Below are 20685 nucleotides of genomic sequence, written 5' to 3'. Positions count from 1 at the left end.
TTTCTGCAAAAGAAGCGCCGGAGGAGGAGGGGCGCTTCGGACTACTCTGCGATCACACGAGATCGAAGCGATCGGCGTTCATCACCTTGGTCCACGCCGCCACGAAGTCGTGCACCAACTTTTCCTTGGCGTCGTCCTGCGCATAGACCTCGGCCAGCGCCCGCAACTGCGAGTTCGAGCCGAATACGAGGTCGGCACGGGTGCCGGTCCACTTCACCGTACCACTTTCGCGGTCCACTCCCTCGAACACGTCCTCTTGGTCCGACACCGCTTTCCACGTCGTGCCCATGTCGAGCAAGTTGACGAAGAAGTCATTGGTGAGCGTCCCAAGGCTCCCGGTGAACACGCCGTGCTTCGAGCCGCCGGCGTTCGCACCGAGCACACGCAAGCCCCCAAGGAGCACCGTCATCTCCGGCGCGGTGAGCGTCAGGAGTTGCGCCTTGTCGATCAGCAGCTCTTCCTCCGAAACGGTGTATCTGCCTTTGATGTAGTTGCGGAACCCGTCCGCGATCGGCTCGAGAACGTCGAAGGACTCGACATCGGTCTGCTCCTGCGAGGCGTCTGTGCGGCCCGGCGCGAAGGGAACGGTTACCTTGTGGCCCGCGTTCTTCGCGGCCAGCTCGACGCCGGCACAACCGCCAAGCACGATCAGGTCGGCCAGCGACACTTTCTTGCCGCCTGACTGGGCATCGTTGAACGTCTTCTGAATGCCCTCGAGGATGCCGAGCACCTTGGCAAGCTGCTCAGGCTGGTTGACCTCCCAGTCCTTCTGGGGCGCCAGGCGAATGCGTGCGCCATTAGCGCCGCCGCGCTTGTCCGAACCACGGAACGTGGAGGCCGAAGCCCAGGCCGTCGAAACCAGCTCAGGAATAGACAGACCCGAGGCCAGGATCGTGGCCTTGAGATCAGCGATGTCCTTGTCGTCGATCAGTTCATGATCGACTGCGGGGAGCGGATCCTGCCAGATCAGATCCTCGGCCGGAACCTCGGGACCGAGGTAGCGGGACTTCGGACCCATGTCGCGGTGGGTCAGCTTGAACCAGGCCCGCGCGAAGGCATCGGCGAACTCTTCCGGGTTGGCATGGAAGTGGCGCGAGATCTTCTCGTACTCCGGGTCCATGCGCATCGCCATGTCGGCGGTCGACATCATGATCGGCCTGCGCTGTGACGGATCCTCCGCATCGGGCGCCATGTCCTCTTCTTTGAGGTTCTTCGGGCGCCACTGCCAGGCGCCTGCGGGACTTTGACCCAGCTCCCACTCGTAGCCGAAGAGAAGGTCGAAGTAGCCCATGTCCCACTTCGTCGGATGGGTGGTCCAGGCGCCTTCGAGGCCGCTGGTAATGGCATCCCGGCCCTTGCCGCTCTTCCAGGTCGACAGCCAGCCGAAGCCTTGAGCTTCCAAGGGCGCGGCTTCGGGCTCGGGACCGATTTGATCGACTGGACCGGCGCCATGAGTCTTGCCGAAGGTGTGGCCGCCTGCCGTCAGCGCCACGGTCTCGTAGTCGTTCATCGCCATGCGCGCGAACGTCTCGCGGATATCGTGGGCGGAGGCGAGCGGGTCGGGCTTTCCATCGGGCCCCTCGGGGTTCACGTAGATGAGCCCCATCTGCACGGAGGCAAGCGGGTCTTCCAGCTCGCGGTCGCCGGAATAGCGCGCGAGTTCGTGGTCGCTCGTGGCGAGCCACTCGTTCTCGCCGCCCCAGTAGATGTCCTCCTCCGGCTCCCAGATGTCCTCACGCCCGCCGGCGAAACCGAAAGTCGGGCCGCCCATCGACTCGATGGCGCAATTGCCCGCGAGGATCATGAGGTCGGCCCACGAGATCTTGTTTCCGTATTTCTGCTTGATCGGCCACAGCAGCCGGCGCGCCTTGTCGAGGTTGCCGTTATCCGGCCAACTGTTCAGCGGCGCGAAACGCTGGGTCCCGGAACCGCCGCCGCCGCGGCCATCGCCGGTGCGGTAGGTGCCCGCGCTGTGCCACGCCATGCGGATGAACAGCCCGCCATAGTGCCCGTAGTCGGCCGGCCACCAGTCTTGGCTCTCGGTCATCAGCGCGTAGAGGTCTTCTTTCAGCGCCTTCAGGTCGAGCGTCTTGAACGCTTCCGCGTAGTTGAAGCCCTCGCCCATGGGATCGGACTTGGCGGAGTTCTGGCTGAGAATCTTGAGGTTCAGTTGGTCCGGCCACCAATCGCGGTTGGACCGCATGCTCATGCTTGTAGCGCCGTGCGCCACGGGGCAACCGCCCGCTTTATCGACTTTCGCGTCCATAATTCTCTCTCCGATCGGAACTCTTCAGTGTTCTTGATTGCGCGCCTGGAGCGCGAGCATGCGTCTACCTTAGAATAAGTTCAAATCGTATTTGCCTATCGAATCGATAAGCAAAACTGATGCTGGAGCTGGGGGAGCCAGAAAGGGCCGAGGCTAGTCGCCGAGGAAGTCTTGGATCAGGCCGAGAGTGGCCTCAGGCTGTTCTTCCTGGGGCATGTGCCCGCAGCCCTCGATGATCTTGAGCTGCGCGTCCGGCAAGGTCCGCCTGAGCTTCAGCCCGACGTCGAGCGGCACGATGCGGTCGTGGTCGCACCAGGCGATCAGCGTCGGCGCCGCGATCGAGCTATAACGCTGGGAAAGCTCTTCGAGGCCCTCCGGTATGATCTGTCGCGCGCTATGGATGATGGCGTGCTTGCCCGCCGCGGTCCGCAAGGGGGCCGCGTACATCTCGACCTCCTCGTCGTCGATCTTGCTGTTGTCGAGATAGGCGATCCTGAGGGCGATGCGTGTTTGGACGGCCGGCGGCACCATGCGCACGCCCACATGCGACAGGAACGGTGTGTCGAGCATGCGGAAGAACACCGGGACGTCCTGGGGATAGGCGATCGTATCCAGCAGCACGAGTTTCGAGATGCGGCCCATAAGGCGCGGGTCCTCGTCGAGCGCCAGCACCAGCACGACGCCCCCCCCGTATGAATGCCCGACAAGCGTGAGATCGCGCAAATCGTTGTCGATGATGAGCTGCTTCAGGAGCTCCGCTTGGTCGAAGACGGAGTAACGCTCATCGAAGGGTTTGTCGGATTGGCCGAAGCCTTTGAGGTCGACGGCGATGACCCTGTGATCTTCAGCAAGCGCCGGCGCGATATTCCGCCACGTGTAGGTGCTGGCGCCGAACCCGTGGACCAGAAGGACAGGGGCGCCGCGGCCTTTCTCCTCGTAGAAGAGTTTGACGGGCGCCTCGGGCGGCCCGAGCCGCGCGAAGCCCGGACCTTCATCGGCGCTGTTGGCGGCGGAAGCGCCAAGGGCAAGCGCGCACAAGGTTGCGGCAGCCAGGCCAAGCACGCCCCTTGAGCTTCTTCCTGCCATCGCCGCCAAGTCCGTGGCCTTCATTCGGGCTGCCACTAGGCGCCCCAAATACGCAAACCGTGAGGCCACCGAATCGGGAACCTCGGACGTTAACCCTGCATCCTTTCTACCGTGCTTCGCCACGGGGCGGCAATTGGCCTTGAACGCAAGCGAGAGGTCCCAGGTTTCCCACAGCAACGCGCGCTTAGCCCGCTGCTTTCCGTTGACGCCCATGATATCCCATGCTATCCCATAAATGCCCGTTCGGTGAGTGGGGTGGGGGAAGCAGGCAGCGCTTCCTTTGAGGCCACGGGGGGATCCGCGCCGCTTCTTCCACCCATTTTTCCAAAGGCGGGCGCCTGCGCCGAAGCGCTGTTTGTCCAGTTCCAGTCAATTTCGTCGGCTTCGAGGCGCGTGAGGGGGAGATGGACCAGTTTGTCTCGACATTCACCAATAAGGTCGACACCAAGGGCCGCGTCTCCGTCCCTGCATCGTTTCGCACAGTCCTCGCCAAAGACGGGCTCGACGGCATCTACTGCTATCCGTCTCTTGACGCGCCCGCGCTCGACGCTGGCGGACAACTTCTCATCGATAAGATCAATCTTCTGGTCGAAGATCTCGCCCCTTACTCCGATGAGCGCGATCAACTCGCCACGGCGCTTTTCGGCACCAGCGAAGTTCTCTCCATCGATCAGGACGGCCGTACGATTCTGTCCGAGCGCCTGCGCGAGCACGCAGGGATCACCGGCCACATCACTTTTGTCGGCTTGGGCGAAAAATTTCAGCTTTGGGAGCCGAAGCGCTTCGAAACTCATCTCGCGGAGGCACGCAACAAAGTGCGCGACCTTCGCAAGCTACTCGGCGCGGGGCGTCGCGGAAGCGGCGGGCCAGAGGGAGCACGGGAATGATGGCGGGTCGCGGCAGCATGGCTGCCGCTGGCGGACTGACTCGCCACATTCCCGTGATGCTCTCCGAGGTCTTGGCGGCGCTTCAGCCTAAGGACGGCGACATCGTCGTCGACGGCACCTTCGGCGCCGGCGGCTACACGAAGGCCATTCTCGACACAGCCAATTGCAGGGTCATCGCCATCGACCGCGATGCCGAGGCCTTTGCGCTTGCCGGCGCAATGGCCGAGGATTTTCCCGGGCGGCTCATCGCCATGCTCGGCCGCTATAGCGAGATGGAAGCGCTTGCGGAGAGCGAAGGCTTCAAGGCGGTCGACGGCGTGGTGCTCGATCTTGGCGTCTCCTCCATGCAGCTCGATCAGGCCGAGCGCGGCTTCTCCTTCGCGCAGGACGGCCCTCTCGACATGCGCATGGGGAATGAGGGCCCGACCGCGGCCGATCTGGTCAATAGCCTCGCAGAATCCGAACTCGCGGATATCATTTACGTTTTCGGCGAGGAGCGCCGGTCGCGAGCGATTGCCAAGGCCATCGTCGCCAAGCGTGCCGAAGCGCCCATCACGCGCACGAGCGAGCTCGCCGACATCGTCATAGGCGTCCTCGGCCGCAAGCGGGACGAGCCCAAGCACCCGGCCACCAGGACCTTTCAGGCCTTTCGCCTCTATCTCAACGCCGAGCTGGAAGAGCTCGCCCACGGCCTTTGCGCCGCCGAACGGCTTCTCAAGGCGGGCGGGCGGCTCGTGGTCGTCACCTTCCATTCGCTCGAGGACCGCATCGCCAAGCGCTTCTTCGCCGGCCGCAGCGCCGCAGGCCCCAAAGGCTCCCGGCACTTGCCCGACGCCGGCGGCGAAGAATTTGCGCCAAGCTTTCAGCTTATTAACCGTCGTCCTTTAGAACCCAGTAACGATGAGATTCGGGGGAATCCGCGGGCCCGCTCGGCAAGGCTGAGAGCCGGAGAGCGTACGGAAGCGCCCGCCCAGCCGCTTGATCTCGCCGCGCTCGGGGTGCCAGCGGTGCGCGGTTAGAGTGTGTAGGCCGTGAGTAGGGGGAACGCGTCAGTTCAAGTCGCGCGTTGGTGTCATGTTGCGTTTCGTCAATATCTGTCTCGTTCTCGGCCTCGTGGCGTTGGCCTATGTCATCTATCAGGTGAAGTACGAGGCCCGCGCGCTCGATGAGCGCATCGTCGTTCTGCACAAGGAGATCGAGGAGGAGCGCGACGCGCTTGCCGTGGCGCGCGCCGAATGGAGCCTGCTCAACCGGCCCGAACGCATCGAACGGCTCGCCAAGAAATATCTCAAGCTCGCACCGGCGAATCCTCAGCAGCTTGTCATCCTCGATGAGGTGACCGAGCGCGACCTGGCGCGCGGTGGCGTGCCCGTTCTGCCCAGCAAGGCCGCCGCTCTTAAGGCCCAGGCCCAGTAGACGGGACCCGAACGATCTTGCGCCAGACCGACAAATCCGATCCGGCCGAAGCGCGCGCGCAGCGCGCCTACCATGCCCGCTGCCGGTATCGCTTCCGGCTGGCGTGTCTCGGCTTCGCGCTCGCTTTTGTTCTGATCGGCGGTCGGCTGGTGTCGCTCGGCTTTGCCGAAACGAAAGAGGCCGGCGGCGGGGTCTACGACATTTCGACCACTGTGCACCGCCCCGATATTTTTGACCGCAACGGCCGGCTGCTCGCCACCGACATCAGGGGCGCCACGCTCTATGCCGATCCAAAGCGTGTCATCGACCGCGATGAGCTCGCCGAGCAGGTCGCGAGTGTTCTCAGCGACGTTAATGCCGGCTCTCTACGCAAACGTCTCGCGGTGGGCGGTCGTTTCGTGCGCATCAAGCGGGAGCTGACGCCTAAGCAGCAGGCCGAAATTCACGAACTCGGCTTGCCGGGCCTCGGCTTCATCGAGGAATACCGCCGCGTCTATCCGGTCGGCGCCACGGCTAATCATGTTGTGGGGCTGGTCGACGTGGACAATCGCGGCCTCGCGGGCATCGAGAAGTTCGTCGACAACAACCCGCAGCTCACCATGATGAACGCGCCGACGGAATCCGGTGATGAGGCCGTGACGGTCTCGCTCGACATCGGTGTGCAACACGTACTGCGTGAAGAGCTGAAAAGCGCGATCGATACTTACAAGGCCAAGGCGGCGGCCGCCATCGTCATGGACGTCCATTCCGGCGAAATTGTCGGCCTCGCCTCGCTTCCCGATTACGACCCGAACCATCGCGAGCAGGCGCTCGACAAGGAGAAGATCAACCGCATCGGCTTCGGCGTCTACGAGATGGGTTCGGTGTTCAAGGTGTTTACCGTCGCCGGCGTGCTCGATCTCGGGCTGGCCAATCTCAATACGACCTACGACGCCTCGAGCCCGATCCGGTCTGGCGGCTTCTCCATTAGTGACTTTCACGGGAAGGGGCGGCCGCTCAGCGTGACGGAAGCCTTCATCTACTCATCCAATATCGCCATGGCCAAGATGGCCGTGCATATGGGCGTGCCACGCCACCGCGCCTTCCTGAAGAAGCTGGGCCTGCTGGACCCGGTCACCACCGAGCTCGGACCGAGCGCCGCGCCCATCGTGCCGAAGCACTGGCAGAAGCTGAACACCATGACCATCGCCTTCGGGCATGGGCTTTCGGTCACGCCGCTCCAGCTCGCCACCGCCACGCTGCCGCTGGTCAACGGCGGCATCGCGGTCAAGCCGACCTTCCTGCCGCGCTCGCGGGAGGAGGCCATGCAATCGTCCGAGCGTGTGCTGAAACCTGAGACGAGCGCCGCCCTTCTCAAGCTCATGCGCATGAACGTGGTGAAGGGCACAGGCAAGAAGGCCGACGCCGAGGGCTATCGTGTCGGCGGCAAGACCGGTACCGCTGAGAAGGTGGTCGGCGGCCGCTATTCCAGTTCGGCGCTGCTCAACAGCTTCCTCGCGGCCTTCCCCACAGACGACCCGCGATATGTCGTGCTCGTCATGCTGGACGAGCCCCAGCGTGTCGCCGTCACCAAAGGTTACGCTACGGCCGGCTGGAACGCCGCGCCCACTGTCGGCAAGATCGTAGCGCGGATCGGTCCGATCCTCGGCGTGCCGCCCAAGCTCGAGGACACGGCGTCCCGGTTTGACGCCAAGGTTTCCGCCTCCTATTAGAAGACTTGCCCCCTCAGGGGGCTTGGCCACGCCCTTGAAGTTGTCGAGGAATAACAGGCAGTTGCGGGCAATCGAACATGACTCTCGGTGAGCTGATCGGGCCGGAGGCGGAACTGCCCGCAAAGCTTGCCGCCATGCCGATCGCAGGACTTGCCGCGGACAGCCGGCAGGTGCAGCCCGGCTATCTGTTCGCCGCGCTTTCCGGCGTCAATACCGATGGGGCGCGGTTCATCGCCGATGCGGTGTCGCGCGGCGCCGCGGCCATCCTCGCGCCGGAAGGATCGCAGGCCGAGGCGGATGTTGCGCTCATCATCGATGCCGATCCGCGCCGGCGGCTCGCGCTGATCGCCGCGCGCTTCTTCGGTATGCAGCCCGAGACCGCGGTCGCCGTCACCGGCACCAACGGCAAGACATCTGTGGCTGCGTTCGTGCGGCAGCTTTGGGCAGGCGAGGGGTTTCGAGCCGCGAGCCTCGGCACGGTCGGCGTCGTCAGCCCACGCGGCGCGCAGACCTTGCGGCACACCACACCGGACCCCATCGAGCTCCACGCCATTCTTGCCGCTCTGGCGAAAGACGGCGTCACCCACTTGGCGCTCGAGGCCTCCAGCCATGGCTTGCAGCAGCGCCGGCTCGACGGCGTGATGTTGGAAGCGGGCGCTTTCACCAATATCTCGCGCGATCACTTGGACTATCACGCGACCTTCGAGGACTATTTCGCGCAGAAGCTAAGGCTGTTCTCCGAATTGTTGCCCAGGGGTGCGACCGCAGTGGTCGACATGGACAGCGAAGCGAGCGTGCGCGTCGCTGCCGAAGCGAAAGCGCGCGGGCTCGATGTCATCACCGTTGGCCGCGCCGGCGACACGTTGCGGCTCGTCTCGGACGAGGTCGACGGGTTCGCGCAAGCGCTCGGCATCGAGCATGATGGCAAACATAGCGAGGTGCGCTTGCCGCTGGTCGGCGGGTTCCAGGCTGCCAACGCCCTGGTCGCGGCGGGACTTGTCATGGCCACCGGCGCTTCCGCTGAAGACGTGCTGCCGCGCCTTGCGAGGTTGCAGGGTGCGCGGGGTCGGCTTGATCTTGCGGGGACCGCGCCGAGCGGCGCGCCGATCTTCATCGACTACGCCCATACGCCGGACGCGCTCGCCAAGGCGCTTCAAGCCTTGCGACCTTACGTCCAGAACCGGCTTCTCGTCGTGTTCGGCTGCGGCGGCGACCGCGACAAGGGCAAGCGGCCTGAGATGGGGGCGGCGGCCGTGGCCAAGTCTGATCTCGCCATCGTCACCGACGACAATCCGCGCAGCGAGGATCCGGCCCAAATCCGCCGCGAGATCCTCGCGGCCGCGCCGCGTGCGATGGAGATCGACGACCGAGGGCAAGCGATCGCCGAAGCGGTCGCCATGCTAAAGAAGGGCGATGTGCTGCTTGTGGCCGGCAAGGGGCACGAGACCGGCCAAACCGTCGGCACCACGGTTATTCCCTTCTCCGACCACGACGCGGTCGCCGCCGCGCTCACGCAAGAGGCGAAACTTGGCTGATCCGCTCTGGACCATAGGCGAGGTCACGGTGGCCACGGGCGGCCGGTGCCCGGGCGACCCCGCGGCACAGATCTCCGGCTTTTCCATCGACAGCCGCAGCCTCGCGCCCGGCGAAGGCTTCATCGCCATTCGAGGCGACAACCGCGACGGCCACGCCTTCGTGGCGCCGGCGCTTGAAGCGGGTGCCGCCTGCGCCGTCGTGGAAGAGGCCCTCTCACAAGGCGATGAGGAGCGTCTGGTCCGGGTCGTCGACACCTTCGATGCCCTGAACGATCTCGGCCGCGCGTCTCGCAATCGCGTGGCGCGTGCCGTGGTGATCGCGGTGACGGGAAGTGTCGGCAAGACCGGGACCAAGGAGGCGCTGCGGCTGGCGCTCGCGCCGTCGGGCTCCGTGCATGCCTCGTCCAAGTCCTACAACAACCACTGGGGCGTGCCGCTGACGCTCGCCAACATGCCGCGGGACGTCGCCTTCGGCGTGTTCGAGATCGGCATGAACCACGCGGGCGAGATCGATGCGCTTGCCAGGCTGGTGCGGCCCCAGATTGCAATCATCACCACGGTGGCGCCGGTCCATCTCGGCTTCTTCAACTCCGAGGAAGACATCGCCGACGCCAAGGCCGAAATCTTCCATGGGCTCGAGCCCGGTGGGACCGCGATCCTCAATCGCGACAACCCCCATTTTGAGCGGCTTGCCGCCCGCGCCCGCGCGCAAGGCGCCGAGATTGTCTCCTTCGGCGAGGACGAAAGGGCGGACGCGCGGCTGCTGGCGAGCGAGCTGGGCCCGGAGGGCTCCACGGTCACCGCCGGCATTCTGGGCGAGAGCATCACCTACCGGCTCGGCGCGCCGGGGCGCCATCTGGTTCAGAATACGCTCGCCGTGCTGGCGGCCGTGAAGCTGGCCGGCGCCGATCTCACCAAGGCGGCCGAGGCGCTGGGGGCGGTCGCCCCCCAAGCCGGCCGCGGCCAGCGTCTCGTGATCCAGACCAAAGCGGGCCCGGCGGGCATTATCGATGAGTCCTACAACGCCAACCCCGCCTCCATGCGTGCGGCGCTATCCACCCTCGGTCTCGCCACGCACAGCGCCTATAAACGGCGCGTGGCCGTCCTTGGCGACATGCTGGAGCTAGGGGACGAGGGGCCGAGGCTTCACCGGGAGCTTGCCGAAGCCGTTGACGCGGCCGGGGTAGATGTTGTCTTTGCCTGCGGCAAACTTATGGCCTCCTTATTCCAGGCGTTGCCACCTGGGCGGCAGGGTGGCTATGCCAAGACGTCCGAGGAGCTTGAGCCCAAGCTTCTCGAAGGGGTGCGGCCCGGTGACATCATTATGGTCAAGGGGTCTTTGGGCAGCCGGATGGCCCCGCTCGTCGAGGCGCTGAAGCGCCGGTTCGAGTCGGAAAGCATTTCGGCCTAGCGGCCGCTGGAGGAGGGGGTAAGGCGATGCTCTATTGGTTGGCCGAGCTGGCGCCGGACATCGCCGTCCTCAATATCTTCCGTTACATCACCTTCCGCACCGGCGGGGCCGTGCTCACGGCGCTTCTGTTCGTGTTTCTATTCGGCCCCCGCGTGATCCGCTCGCTTCGCGTGCGCCAAGGCAAGGGCCAGCCGATCCGCAAAGAGGGCCCGGAGCGCCATATCCTGCAGAAGCAGGGCACGCCCACCATGGGCGGCTTGATGATCCTCTCCGGTTTGACCGTCTCGGTCCTGCTCTGGGGCAATCTCTCCAACCCTTATGTCTGGGTCGTGCTGTTGCTGACGCTCGTTTATGGGGCGGTTGGCCTCTATGACGATTATCTCAAGGTGACGAGGCAATCGGCGGACGGCTTTCGCGGGCGGATCAAGATCGTCATCGAGACGGTCGCCGCGCTGATCGCCACCTACACCATCGCTTCTGTCGGGCACGAACCGTTCTCCACGTCTCTCGCCATTCCCTTCTTCAAGGGCTTCATGGTGCCGCTCGGCATGTGGATGTTCGTGATCTTCGGCACCTTCATCATTGTCGGCGCGGGCAACGCGGTGAACTTGACCGACGGCCTCGACGGCTTGGCCATCGTACCGGTGATGATCGCCGCCGCCACGTTCGGCTTCATCTGCTATGTGGTCGGCAACACGCTTTTCGCCGATTATCTTCAGATCCATTTCGTCATCGGAACCGGCGAGCTTGCCGTGGTCTGCGGCGCGCTCGTCGGCGCCGGGCTCGGCTTCCTATGGTTCAACGCGCCGCCTGCGCTCATCTTCATGGGCGACACCGGCTCGCTGGCGCTCGGCGGGGCGCTGGGCACCATCGCCGTCGCCACCAAGCACGAGCTGGTCTTGGCCATCGTCGGCGGTCTGTTCGTCCTGGAGGCCGTGTCGGTGATCGTCCAGGTCACCTCCTACAAGCTGTTCGGCAAGCGGGTGTTCCGCATGGCCCCGCTGCACCACCATTTCGAGCAGAAAGGTTGGCCGGAATCGACGGTGGTCATCCGTTTCTGGATTATCGCCGTGGTCCTAGCCCTTCTTGGTCTCGCCACCCTGAAATTGCGCTAAGTTTCAATCATCATGATTCCCGTGACGATCTTCGCAGGCTGCGACGTTGCGGTCGTGGGCCTCGGGCTGAGCGGCCTTGCGACCGCGCGGGCGCTTGAGCAGGGAGGGGCCAATGTCGTCGTTTGGGACGATAAGGAGGCTGCGCGTGAAGAGGTTGCCGCCGCCGGTCTGAGCCTGGCGGACCTCTCGCAGGCGGACTTCTCCAAGTTCGCGGCTTTGATCCTCGCCCCTGGAATCCCGCTCACCCATCCCGGGCCCCATTGGAGCGTCCTGAAAGCGCGCCATGCGGGGATCGAGGTGATCGGCGACGTGGAGCTGTTTTTCCGCGAGCGCGCCAAGAGCGGCGCCGGCAGCAAGGTCGTTGTCGTCACCGGCACCAACGGCAAGTCGACCACCTCCGCGCTCACCGCGCATCTTCTGAGCGCGGCGGGAAAGCGCGTCGCGCTCGGCGGCAATATCGGCAAGGCGGTGCTCGATCTTGAGCCCTTCGCGCCCGATCTCACACACGTCCTGGAGTTGTCGTCGTTTCAGATCGATCTGACGCCATCGCTTGAACCCGACGCCGCGGCGCTGCTTAATATCACTCCCGATCACCTCGACCGGCACGGCACGCTGGCCCTCTATGCGGCGATCAAGGCGCGCGTGTTCGCGCAGCTCGGCTCCGATGCCACTGCCGTGATCGGCGTGGACGACGAGCCGTGCCGGGCCATCGCCGAGACATTGCACGGACCTTTTGCCGTGAAGCGGATCGCCGTGGGGCAGCCCGTGCAGAACGGCGTCTGGGCCGCTGACGGCGTCATCGTCGAGATGGACGGCGGCCATGAGGTCGGCCGCGCGGAGCTTGACGGCATCGGGTCCTTGCGCGGCGCGCACAATTGGCAGAACGCGGCGGCCGCTTACGCGCTCGCCCGTTCGCAAGGGCTGGAGGGGCGCGAGATCCAGCAAGGCCTCGAGAGCTTCGCCGGCTTGGCCCATCGCATGGAGCAGGTGGCGCGCGTCGGCAGCGTGCTCTTCGTCAACGACTCCAAGGCGACCAACGCGGACGCCGCCGGCAAGGCGCTCGGCAGCTTCGACGACATCTATTGGATCGTCGGCGGTCGCGCCAAGGACGGCGGGCTTGCAGGGCTGGAGCCGTTCTACCCCAAGATCGCCCGTGCCTATCTCATCGGCGAAGCGGCGGAGGATTTCGCGCGGCAGCTTGGCGATGCGGTCCCTCACGTTGCTTGCGGCACGCTCGACCATGCCGTGGCGCAAGCCGCCGCCGACGCAAGTCTGTCGCAAGGCCCCGAGCCGGTTGTGCTATTGTCGCCCGCATGTGCCTCCTATGATCAGTTTGACAATTTCGCCAAGCGCGGCGACGCCTTCCGCGAACTTGTAATGCGTCTCGACGGGGCAACGAGCGTGACGCAACAGGGCAGAGCGGCATGAGACTTACGCGCGCCGACAAGAGTGTCCTCTCCGACTGGTGGTTCACCGTCGACCGCCTGATGTTTTTTGGCCTGCTGCTGCTGATGGGGGCGGGTCTCGTCCTGTCGCTGGCGGCAAGCCCGCCGATTGCCGAGCGATACGATCTTGAGGCGTTCTACTTCGTGCGCCGGCACGCGGCGCTGCTCCTGCCCGCGGTCGTCATCATGTTCGCCGCCTCCACGTTGACGCCCAAGCAGATAAGACGCACGAGCCTCGTCATCTTTTTGGTCGGCACCGCGTTGATGATCGGGATTCTGTTCTTCGGCGTCGAGGTGAAGGGCGCCAGGCGTTGGCTGCAAATCGGCTCTTTCTCTCTGCAGCCGTCGGAATTCGTAAAGCCGGCCTTCATCGTGCTCACCGCCTGGCTCTTCAATGAGAGTCAGAAGCGCAAAGACGTGCCGGGGCTTGAGCTCGCCATCCTGCTCTATGCGGTCTTCGCCCTTCTACTCATTCTCCAGCCCGACTTCGGCCAGACGCTGCTCATCAGCCTTGTCTGGGGCGCGCTGTTCTACATGGCCGGGATCAACATGATTTGGATCGCGGCGCTCGTGGCGCTCGGCGCCGCCGGCCTGGTCACGGCCTATTTCCTATTGCCGCACGTCGCCTCGCGCATCGATCGCTTTCTCGATCCCGCCTCCGGCGACACTTACCAGTCGGACCGCTCGCTCGACTCGTTCCTCAATGGCGGCTGGTTCGGGCGCGGTCCGGGCGAGGGGACTGTCAAAGACGTGCTCCCGGACTCGCACACCGACTTTATCTTTGCCGTGGCGGCCGAAGAGTATGGCTTGATCGCGTGCCTGATTTTGCTGACTCTGTTCGCCTTCATTGTGTTGCGTGGGCTTTCCAAGGCATCGCAAGAGTCAGACGGGTTCATCCGGCACGCGGTGGCGGGGCTCATCATGCTGTTCGGTCTGCAGACCTTGATCAACATGGCCGTGAATGTCGGCCTGCTCCCGGCCAAAGGCATGACCCTGCCGTTCATTTCTTATGGCGGTTCGTCGCTGCTGGCCATGGCGTTGACCATGGGTTTCGCGCTAGGGCTCACTCGGAAGCGGCCCATGGCGGGCCGGCTGAAGCATCCGGCGCGCGCCGAGCACGAGACGGACCACGCGGGGGCAAGGGGGCAGACGGCTTGACGCAGACGATATTACTCGCCGCGGGTGGAACGGGGGGACATCTCTTTCCGGCCACGGCTCTGGCTCAAGAACTGACGCGCCGCGGCTTCGCCGTGGAACTCGCCACGGACGAGCGCGCCGAGCAGTACGGCACCGACTTTCCCGCCCGCGCGGTCTATCGCGTCCCGTCTGCAACCTTCACGAGCCGCAAGCCGCTCGCCGTGATGAAGACGCTGGGCCGTTTGGGTAGCGGCTTCTTGCGGGCGCGGCGTCTCCTCGAAATGGTGCAGCCCCATGTCGTCGTCGGCTTCGGCGGCTACCCAACGCTCCCCCCCATCATGGCGGCGCGCTCGCTCGGCATTCCCACCGTGATCCATGAGCAGAACGCCGTCATGGGCCGCGCCAACCGTCTGCTGTCGCGCTTCGCCGACGCCATCGCGCTGTCTTTTTCGTCGACCAAGCATTTGCGGCGCAGTGCCGAGAAGCGCGCGCAGGTGACCGGCAATCCCGTGCGCGACGCGGTGCTGTCCTATCGCAACGTCGCTTATGTGCCGCCGGAGCCGGCCGGACGTCTGCTCGTGCTCATCTTCGGCGGGAGCCAAGGCGCGCATTTCTTCTCCGAAATGCTCCCGCCGGCCCTGGAACGGATGCCGTCGCCCTTGCGCTGGCGGCTCACCGTGGTGCAGCAGGTCCGCCCCGAGGACCTTGCCTCGGTGCGCGAAGCCTATAAGCAGGCGGACATCGCCGCCCATTTGGCCCCGTTCTTTCGCGATCTCCCCGAACGCATGGCCAACGCCCATCTGGTGATCTCCCGCGCCGGCGCTTCCACCGTGGCCGAACTGACCGCGATCGGCCGGCCTGCGCTTCTGGTGCCGCTGCCCCATGCCCTTGATAACGATCAGCTCGAAAACGCAATGCGACTGGAAGAAGGGGGCGGCGGCTGGTGCCTGCGCCAGGCGGACATTACGGTCGAGCGCTTGTCCGAGGAGCTTGAGCGCCTGTTCGGCGCGCCGGACATGCTCGCCAAGGCCGCGGCGAAGTCCAAGGCCATGGCCAATACCGACGCGGTGAAGAAACTCGCCGAACTCGTCGAGGAACTCGCAGGGCCTGAGGAGTAGGCGTCAGATGCATTTGCCACCGCCGGAAACGACAGGCCTGTTCCACATCGTGGGAATTGGCGGCATCGGCATGAGCGCCATCGCCGAGGTCATGCACACGCGCGGCTACCGCGTGCAAGGCAGCGACCTGAAAGAGAGCGCCAATCTGGCGCGCCTGCGCAATCACGGCATCACCTGCCTCATCGGCCACGATCCGGGGAATGTCGAGGGCGCCGCCTATCTCGTCATCTCGAGTGCGGTGAAGGCTGGCAATCCCGAGTTCGAGGCGGCCAAGGAGCGCGGCATCCCCGTCATTCGCCGCGCCGAGATGCTGGCCGAACTGATGCGCCCCTGCACCACGGTTTCGGTCACCGGCACCCACGGCAAGACCACGACCACCTCGATCATCGCCGACCTCCTGCAAGGCGGCGGGCTCGATCCCACGGTCATCACCGGCGGTATCATCAATGCGTGGGGCACCAATGCGCGGATCGGGCAGGGTGAATGGATGGTGGTCGAGGCCGACGAGTCCGACGGGACCTTCGTGAAGCTCCCCACCCAGATTGGCGTCGTCACCAATATCGACCCCGAGCACATGGACTTTTGGGAATCGGAGGAGGCGCTTTACGGCGCGTTCGAGCAATTCATCGATTCCATCCCCTTCTATGGGCTGGTCATCGCCTGCATCGATCATCCGGTGGTGCGCGCGCTCCTGGCCCAGCTTGGCGGAGCCGTCAACGGACGCCGCACGCTCACCTATGGCGTGGCGCGAGACGCCGACATCAAGCTTTCCAATATTCGCCCGGACCATAACACCATGACGTTCGACGCGGATCTGGGTCCTGCGGTTCGCGGCGGCGCGCGCAAGGTCACCGATCTCATGTTGCCGACGCTCGGCCACTACAACGCGCTCAATGCCCTTGGCGCGATCGCGGTCGCCACCGAGGCCGGCATCAGCGACGAGATGATCCGTTCCACGCTCGCCGCGTTCTCCGGTGTGAAGCGCCGCTTCACCCGCGCCGGCGAATGGCAGGGCGTCGCGGTCTATGACGACTACGCGCATCACCCGGTGGAGATCGCCGCCGTGCTGCGCGGCGCGCGCATGGCCGGCAACGGCCGCATCATCGCGGTAGTGCAGCCGCACCGCTATACGCGTCTGCAAGCGCTGTTCAACGAGTTCTCCGCCTGCCTTGACGACGCCGACGTCGTTGTGGTGACGCCGGTCTACTCGGCGGGCGAGGCGCCGATCCCCGGCATCGACCGCGATGAGCTAGCTTCCGGTCTGCGCCGCCACGGGCATCCCCATGTGCTGACTGTCGATGACGAGGATGGGTTGATCGAAACCGTCGCGACGATCGCCAAGGAGGGCGATCTCGTCGTCGGGCTTGGCGCCGGCACCATTACCGACTGGATCAACGCCCTGCCGGCCAGGCTCGAACAGCACGGGGGCGCGGCGTGAACGGCGCTAAACTGCTGGATAGCTTGACCCCGCGCCTGGCGGACCTGCGCGGACGGCTCGCGGCCGACGCGCCGCTCAAAGACTACACTTGGTTCCGCGTCGGCGGTCCGGCGGAGATCCTCTATTCGCCCGCCGACGAGGCGGACCTCGCTTATTTTCTCAAAAATCTTCCGGCGGACGTGCCCGTCACCAATATCGGCCTCGGCTCGAACCTGCTCGTTCGCGACGGCGGCATCGAGGGCATCGTCATCCGCCTGGGCCGCGGCTTTGGCGAGATCAAGGTGGAGGACGGCCACCGGCTGCGCGTCGGCACCGCAGTGCCCGATGTGAAGGTGGCACGCGCTGCGGCCGATGCCGGTATTGCCGGGCTCTCCTTCTATCGCGGCATTCCGGGCAGCGTCGGCGGGGCGCTGCGCATGAACGGCGGCGCCCACGGCAAGGAGACCTGCGAGGTGCTGGTCGAGGCCCGCGCCGTGGACCGCCAGGGCAACATCCATGTGCTCCCCGTGGCTGACTTCCACTACGGCTATCGCCATTGCGGCGCGCCCGACGACTACATCTTCACCGAGGCGTTGTTCCAAGGAGAGCCGGGCGATCCTGTGAAGATCCTCGCAGAGATGGACGGCATCGCCGCCTATCGCGAGGAGGTGCAGCCCATCAAGAGCCGCACCGGCGGCTCGACCTTCAAGAACCCACCCGGCAACAAGTCGTGGCAGCTCATCGACGCCGCCGGCTGCCGGGGTCTCGCGGTTGGAGATGCAAAAGTCTCCGAGCTTCACTGCAACTTCCTCATCAACGAGGGCAACGCCACCGCCGCCGACATCGAGACGCTCGGTGAGACCGTGCGCGCGCGCGTGAAGGAAACGAGCGGCATCGAACTCGAATGGGAGATCAAGCGCCTCGGCAAAGAGGCCTGACCGTCGGCGTGCTTTTCTGTCCGCGCCCCCGTGTCATTCCCCGCGAATACAGGTAATGCAGTAACCACCTTTGCAGGATGATTTGGCGTTCGGCACGAGCCGGGCGCGGGTTCCGCATGCCGACCAACCGACGGGGGCTGTTCCATGACTGACAAGCAAACGCACGTCGCGGTGCTGATGGGAGGGCTGTCATCCGAGCGCGAAGTCTCGCTGAACTCAGGCAAAGCCTGTGCCAAAGCGCTCGAAGGCGAGGGCTACAAGGTCACGAAGCTCGATGTGGGCCGCGACGTGGCCGCGCGCCTCGCCGAGATCGCGCCGGATGTCTGCTTCAACGCGTTGCATGGGCGCTGGGGGGAGGACGGCTGCATCCAGGGGCTGCTGGAGACGATGGGCATCCCCTATACCCATTCCGGCGTGCTCGCGTCCGCGCTTGCCATGCATAAGGAGCGCGCCAAAGCGGTCTTGCGGGAGGCGGACGTGCCTGTCGCCGTAAGCCGCGTCGTCAGCCGGGCCGAGGCCGCCAAGGGCCACGTCATCGCCCCTCCTTATGTCATCAAGCCGCCGGCGGAAGGCTCCTCCGTCGGCGTCTACATCGTCCGGGAGGACCAGGAGCACCCGCCGCAAGAGCTGAATTCCGCCGATTGGGCGCTCGGCGATGAGCTGATGGTGGAGCGCTTCATCCCCGGCCGGGAGCTCACCTGCGCCGTCATGGGCGAGGAGGCGCTGGGTGTGATCGAAATCCGCCCGGCGGATGGTCTGGCCTTCTACGATTACGAGTCGAAATACGCCCCGGGGGGCTCAATTCACGTGCTCCCGGCGCCGCTTAAACCAAATGTTTACCAATTGGTACAGAAGCTGTCCCTAGCGGCTCATAGGGCACTGGGCTGCCGTGGGGTCAGTCGTACGGACTTCCGATTCGACGACCGGCCAGAAGGTACGGGGGAACTGATCTGCCTTGAGATCAACACCCAACCAGGCATGACGTCCACGTCTCTGGTGCCCGAGCTCGCAGCCTATGGCGGCCGCTCGTTCGGAGAGCTGGTTCGCTGGATCGTGGAGGACGCGTCGTGCAATCGTTAGGCCCGTCAAAGGGTTACGCCAGAGGGAAGGGGTCGCAGAAGGCCCTGTTGGCGCGTGGCATCGCCGTGCCGCGCGAGCGCCGTCTGCCGGTCTTGTCCGGCACGCGGGCCCTCGTCACGCGCAGCCCCAAGGCCATCCGCCTCGGCCGAGCGCGCGACCGCATGCAGGGCAAATGGCTCCTGTTTTCCGTGCTTTTCCTCGGCAGTGCCGTCCTCTATGGCGCCATCATCGGCGGCCAAACCGGGCGCCTGTTCGACGCGGCGGTTACCGGCGTGGAGCGGCTTGTCGTCGCCGTCGGTTTCGGCGTGAAGCGGGTCACCGTGGACGGCCAGACGAACGTCACCGACAGCGCGATCACCACGGCGCTGGCCGCCGGCCCCGAGACCTTGATGTTGGCCTTCGACACCGACGCCGCCAAGGCGCGGCTGGAGGCGGTGCCGTGGATCCGGCACGCCCAAGTCATGCGCCTTCTGCCCTCGACCCTCCAAGTGATCATCGAGGAGCGGGAGCCTTATGCGGTCTGGCAGAATCAGGGAAAGACGTTTGTCGTCGACGAAGCCGGCGTGGTGCTCGCGCCTGCTCTGCCGCAAGCCTTTCCGCAGCTGCCGCTCGTGGTCGGCGAGGGCGCTAGCAAGCACGCTGCGGAACTCTACGCGACGCTCGAGCCCTATCACGATCTGAAGCGCAAGATGCTCGCGGCGCTGCGGGTCGGCGACCGGCGCTGGACGCTGAAGCTTCGCACCGGCGCCGAGATCATGCTGCCCGACGGCAATATCGAGATGGCGCTCGAGTCGCTCACCAAGCTCGAGCAAGAGCGCAACGTTCTGGGGCGGGATTTCGCGGCCATCGATCTGCGGCTGCTGGACCGCATTACCGTGCGCATGCGCGAAGCCGCCACCATACCTTTGGACGAGACCGGACCCGCCGATGTGCCCACGGCGGCGACCGGTGCCGCGCCCAAGGGCAAGACATAAGACGGGTGAGGACAGGGGGATGACATACAACGCCACGATCAGAGGAAAGCGTCAGCGCATCGTGACCGCGCTCGACATCGGCACGAGCAAAGTGTGCTGCCTGATCGGCAAGACCTCGGCGACGCCCGACTGGTTCGAGGGCAACGGTGACACCGTGCACTTCGAGGTGCTCGGCTTCGGTCATACCCGTGCCGAGGGCCTGAAGGCCGGCATGGTCACCCATCTCGATACCGCCGAGCAGTGCATCCGCGCGGCCGTGGATGGGGCTGAGCGCATGGCCGGCGTAACCGTCGAGGATGTGCAGCTTTCCGTCACGGCCGGACGCATCAAAAGCGAGAGCTTCTCGGCGAGCGTGGCGCTCCCGTCCGGCGCGGTGCGCGACGACGACGTTTTCCGCTTGCTCGCCGGCGGCCGCCAATATGCCGCCCGCGACAAGCGCACGGTCCTGCACGCGCTGCCCACCGATTACCGCCTCGACGAGAACGGCGGCATCAGCGAACCGCACGGCATGTGCGGCGAGCGCCTCTCCGTCGATCTTCACGCCGTCACCGCCGACGAAGTCGCCATGCGCAATCTGACGCTGTGCGTGGAGCGCTGCCATCTCGGCGTGTCGGGTCTCGTCGCCGCGCCCTATTCGAGCGCCTTGTCGGTCGTCACCTCGGACGAAGCCAAGCTTGGCGTCGCCTGCATCGATTTCGGCGCCGGCACCACGACCCTCTCCGTGATCGCCGACGGACATTTCATCCATGCCGACGCCATCGCGCTTGGCGGCAACGGGATCACCACCGACATCGCCCGCACGCTCGGCGCGCCGATCGAGCATGCGGAGCGCCTCAAGACGCTGCACGGCAGCGCCTTCGCCACGCTGTCCGACGAGCGGGAGATCATCACCTACCCCTGCGTCAGCGGCATGGCGCAGGGAAGCCTCAATCAGATCACCAAGGCACAGCTCGCCTGCATCATCCGGCCCCGCGTCGAGGAGATTCTCGATCTGATGCGCCACCGGCTGGCGGGAAGCGGCCTTGCCGCAGAGGTCACCCAGCATTTGGTGCTGACCGGCGGCGGTAGCCAGCTCACGGGGCTGCCGGAACTCGCTTCGAACATGTTTGGACGCCCGGCACGGCTTGGCCGCCCGCGCGTCATGACGG

The 20685-nt window shown here is 65.2% G+C and carries 17 protein-coding genes; 15 read left to right on the top strand and 2 right to left on the bottom strand.

The features are described 5' to 3' along the window. Window positions 1-52: 52 nt before the first annotated feature. Window positions 53-2266: a catalase/peroxidase HPI gene (katG, locus tag ACSLE4_RS04195; protein ID WP_435903222.1), complete on the bottom strand. Its 2214-nt coding sequence runs from the start codon at window positions 2264-2266 to the stop codon at window positions 53-55. Window positions 2267-2419: 153 nt separating this feature from the next. Then, window positions 2420-3328, bottom strand: a complete 909-nt coding sequence (locus ACSLE4_RS04190) for an alpha/beta fold hydrolase (RefSeq protein WP_435903221.1) — start codon at window positions 3326-3328, stop codon at window positions 2420-2422. A gap of 428 nt (window positions 3329-3756) precedes the next feature. On the opposite strand from ACSLE4_RS04190, the gene mraZ reads away from it, so the two are divergent. The 15 genes from mraZ to ftsA form a co-directional block, all read left to right on the top strand. Then, window positions 3757-4239 (top strand): division/cell wall cluster transcriptional repressor MraZ, encoded by a 483-nt coding sequence (gene mraZ, locus ACSLE4_RS04185; protein WP_435903220.1) that lies wholly within the window; start codon window positions 3757-3759, stop codon window positions 4237-4239. Then, on the top strand, window positions 4236-5258 hold the full coding sequence (gene rsmH, locus ACSLE4_RS04180) for a 16S rRNA (cytosine(1402)-N(4))-methyltransferase RsmH (RefSeq protein ID WP_435903219.1): 1023 nt from the start codon (window positions 4236-4238) through the stop codon (window positions 5256-5258). Before mraZ ends, rsmH begins: the two co-directional genes overlap by 4 nt. Window positions 5259-5313: 55 nt before the next feature. Then, on the top strand, window positions 5314-5655 hold the full coding sequence (ftsL, locus tag ACSLE4_RS04175) for a cell division protein FtsL (protein ID WP_435903218.1): 342 nt from the start codon (window positions 5314-5316) through the stop codon (window positions 5653-5655). A gap of 17 nt (window positions 5656-5672) precedes the next feature. Beyond that, complete coding sequence (locus ACSLE4_RS04170; RefSeq protein ID WP_435903217.1) at window positions 5673-7367, top strand: peptidoglycan D,D-transpeptidase FtsI family protein; 1695 nt, start codon at window positions 5673-5675, stop codon at window positions 7365-7367. A gap of 77 nt (window positions 7368-7444) precedes the next feature. Then, window positions 7445-8902, top strand: a complete 1458-nt coding sequence (locus ACSLE4_RS04165; protein ID WP_435903216.1) for a UDP-N-acetylmuramoyl-L-alanyl-D-glutamate--2,6-diaminopimelate ligase — start codon at window positions 7445-7447, stop codon at window positions 8900-8902. Further along, window positions 8895-10313, top strand: coding sequence for a UDP-N-acetylmuramoylalanyl-D-glutamyl-2,6-diaminopimelate--D-alanyl-D-alanine ligase (locus ACSLE4_RS04160; protein ID WP_435903215.1), 1419 nt, complete (start codon window positions 8895-8897; stop codon window positions 10311-10313). Before ACSLE4_RS04165 ends, ACSLE4_RS04160 begins: the two co-directional genes overlap by 8 nt. Window positions 10314-10339: 26 nt before the next feature. After that, on the top strand, window positions 10340-11428 hold the full coding sequence (gene mraY / locus ACSLE4_RS04155) for a phospho-N-acetylmuramoyl-pentapeptide-transferase (RefSeq protein WP_435903214.1): 1089 nt from the start codon (window positions 10340-10342) through the stop codon (window positions 11426-11428). A gap of 12 nt (window positions 11429-11440) precedes the next feature. After that, entirely contained in the window at window positions 11441-12856 is a 1416-nt protein-coding gene (gene murD, locus ACSLE4_RS04150) for a UDP-N-acetylmuramoyl-L-alanine--D-glutamate ligase (RefSeq protein ID WP_435903213.1), read from the top strand. Further along, the gene (gene ftsW, locus ACSLE4_RS04145) at window positions 12853-14031 is read left to right on the top strand and encodes a putative lipid II flippase FtsW (RefSeq protein ID WP_435903212.1); all 1179 of its coding nucleotides are present in this window, start codon (window positions 12853-12855) and stop codon (window positions 14029-14031) included. The genes murD and ftsW overlap by 4 nt, the downstream gene beginning before the upstream one ends. Continuing rightward, window positions 14028-15128, top strand: a complete 1101-nt coding sequence (gene murG, locus ACSLE4_RS04140; RefSeq protein ID WP_435903211.1) for an undecaprenyldiphospho-muramoylpentapeptide beta-N-acetylglucosaminyltransferase — start codon at window positions 14028-14030, stop codon at window positions 15126-15128. Before ftsW ends, murG begins: the two co-directional genes overlap by 4 nt. A gap of 7 nt (window positions 15129-15135) precedes the next feature. Further along, window positions 15136-16566, top strand: coding sequence for a UDP-N-acetylmuramate--L-alanine ligase (gene murC, locus ACSLE4_RS04135; protein ID WP_435903210.1), 1431 nt, complete (start codon window positions 15136-15138; stop codon window positions 16564-16566). Beyond that, a complete protein-coding gene (gene murB / locus ACSLE4_RS04130; RefSeq protein ID WP_435903209.1) occupies window positions 16563-17483 on the top strand; it encodes a UDP-N-acetylmuramate dehydrogenase in 921 nt (306 codons plus the stop codon). The genes murC and murB overlap by 4 nt, the downstream gene beginning before the upstream one ends. Window positions 17484-17627: 144 nt before the next feature. Next, window positions 17628-18563, top strand: coding sequence for a D-alanine--D-alanine ligase (locus ACSLE4_RS04125; protein ID WP_435903208.1), 936 nt, complete (start codon window positions 17628-17630; stop codon window positions 18561-18563). 47 nt (window positions 18564-18610) lie between these two features. Continuing rightward, on the top strand, window positions 18611-19537 hold the full coding sequence (locus tag ACSLE4_RS04120; protein ID WP_435903207.1) for a cell division protein FtsQ/DivIB: 927 nt from the start codon (window positions 18611-18613) through the stop codon (window positions 19535-19537). 19 nt (window positions 19538-19556) lie between these two features. Continuing rightward, on the top strand, window positions 19557-20685 hold a 1129-nt coding region (gene ftsA, locus ACSLE4_RS04115), incomplete at its 3' end, for a cell division protein FtsA (protein ID WP_435903206.1).

It is taken from the genome of Methyloceanibacter sp. (assembly GCF_051306395.1).
Taxonomy (GTDB): Bacteria; Pseudomonadota; Alphaproteobacteria; order Rhizobiales; family Methyloligellaceae; genus Methyloceanibacter.
This window is presented reverse-complemented; position numbering and strand designations above follow the sequence as displayed.

What these genes read in the sequence shown, in the direction of transcription:
- katG (WP_435903222.1), bottom strand. Translation starts at nt 2,266, where the DNA reads ATGGACGCGAAAGTCGATAAAGCGGGCGGTTGCCCCGTGGCGCACGGC.
- mraZ (WP_435903220.1), top strand. Translation starts at nt 3,757, where the DNA reads ATGGACCAGTTTGTCTCGACATTCACCAATAAGGTCGACACCAAGGGC.
- rsmH (WP_435903219.1), top strand. Translation starts at nt 4,236, where the DNA reads ATGATGGCGGGTCGCGGCAGCATGGCTGCCGCTGGCGGACTGACTCGC.
- ftsL (WP_435903218.1), top strand. Translation starts at nt 5,314, where the DNA reads ATGTTGCGTTTCGTCAATATCTGTCTCGTTCTCGGCCTCGTGGCGTTG.
- ACSLE4_RS04165 (WP_435903216.1), top strand. Translation starts at nt 7,445, where the DNA reads ATGACTCTCGGTGAGCTGATCGGGCCGGAGGCGGAACTGCCCGCAAAG.
- mraY (WP_435903214.1), top strand. Translation starts at nt 10,340, where the DNA reads ATGCTCTATTGGTTGGCCGAGCTGGCGCCGGACATCGCCGTCCTCAAT.
- murD (WP_435903213.1), top strand. Translation starts at nt 11,441, where the DNA reads ATGATTCCCGTGACGATCTTCGCAGGCTGCGACGTTGCGGTCGTGGGC.
- ftsW (WP_435903212.1), top strand. Translation starts at nt 12,853, where the DNA reads ATGAGACTTACGCGCGCCGACAAGAGTGTCCTCTCCGACTGGTGGTTC.
- murC (WP_435903210.1), top strand. Translation starts at nt 15,136, where the DNA reads ATGCATTTGCCACCGCCGGAAACGACAGGCCTGTTCCACATCGTGGGA.
- ACSLE4_RS04125 (WP_435903208.1), top strand. Translation starts at nt 17,628, where the DNA reads ATGACTGACAAGCAAACGCACGTCGCGGTGCTGATGGGAGGGCTGTCA.